The sequence below is a fragment of the Bradyrhizobium sp. LeoA1Lang genome (assembly GCF_055413685.1).
Genome location: NZ_JBVAPG010000419.1, coordinates 1 through 1061 on the forward strand (window position 1 = coordinate 1; position 1061 = coordinate 1061).

Annotated in this window: 1 protein-coding gene; it reads left to right on the top strand. The window is 58.1% G+C overall.

Translation table 11 applies throughout. The annotated features are described in order from the left end of the window. Window positions 1-206 precede the first annotated feature (206 nt). Window positions 207-686 (top strand): hypothetical protein, encoded by a 480-nt coding sequence (locus ACZYOF_RS43910; protein WP_463719608.1) that lies wholly within the window; start codon window positions 207-209, stop codon window positions 684-686. Window positions 687-1061 lie beyond the last annotated feature (375 nt).

The following is a 1061-nucleotide window of genomic DNA, read 5'->3' on the forward strand; positions in this document are numbered from 1 at the left end:
TCGCTCCAACGCCATCATGCGGATTTCTTCCAGGGTTCGATGGTCAAGTTGTCGGCCGTCGCGTTTCATGCCGATAGCATACACCAACGCCGCAACAATGTCGCCTATATTTCTGACCTATGAGTAATTCTCTGCGGCGAAACAAGAAGCGGGCGTGAGACGAGGAGGCGCCGCTCCCAGACCTTGCCTTTTTCGTGTGATCGAAGGTGCCCGCGCAGACTCGGCTGCCGCACTGTGTTGACGCAAAGCTGTTCGGAGAGATCGTCATGGCAAAATGTACTCCAATCATCCTCACGCCGTTCTTCCAGCTTCGCGATGAAGACACCGTGGAGCAACGGACGTACGTGGCAGGGTTCGCCGACGAGGCGGGCGAGGCCTGGGGAACGCTGATTCCGTTGGATGCGGAGATGGTCGAGGGCGCCGTTCTGGGACAACAGATCTTCACTGCCTGGTGCAACTCTGACGGCCGTATCCAACCACAGCCGAACAGCGATGGCCTGTTTGAAGAGCTTCTGGAGAAGGGCCGATTGAAGGAGACACCCCTCGATGAACTCATTGCCGAAGCCATCGAGCAGGGCAAGAATGAACCGAATGACGACATCCTCGATATGTTCGAGACCCTGCATGAGCGGCTGGTGCGGGCGCAGGGCATGGTCGCTGACGAGATTGCGCGGCGCAGGCGATGAGCCCTCGCACCGCGTCCGCACTGGCGCGGTTCAATGCTGCAGGGCTGACTCGTCGAGAGAGGGCGGTGAAGAACCTTCGGTGACGTTGGCGTGACGTCCGATAAGGCTCCTCTCTCGGGAGGGTGGTGCCTTTCCAACTTTTCCAACATCAAACAGCCGCCGATGCCCGATACCGCGGGAATTGCGTCCTGAACGACGCAGGAATAGGCCCCTGTCTTGCAAACCCTTTCTGCCGATAGAAGCGAAAGAACCTAGTGGTTCATCACAGTGATTTTGACGTTTTGATACCGAGCCATTCGAGGATCGGCAAGTTTTCGGGTGGCAGGAGAATCTCGATGCTTCGGGGAACGCCGGGCTGACGGCGAATGAAGCCGT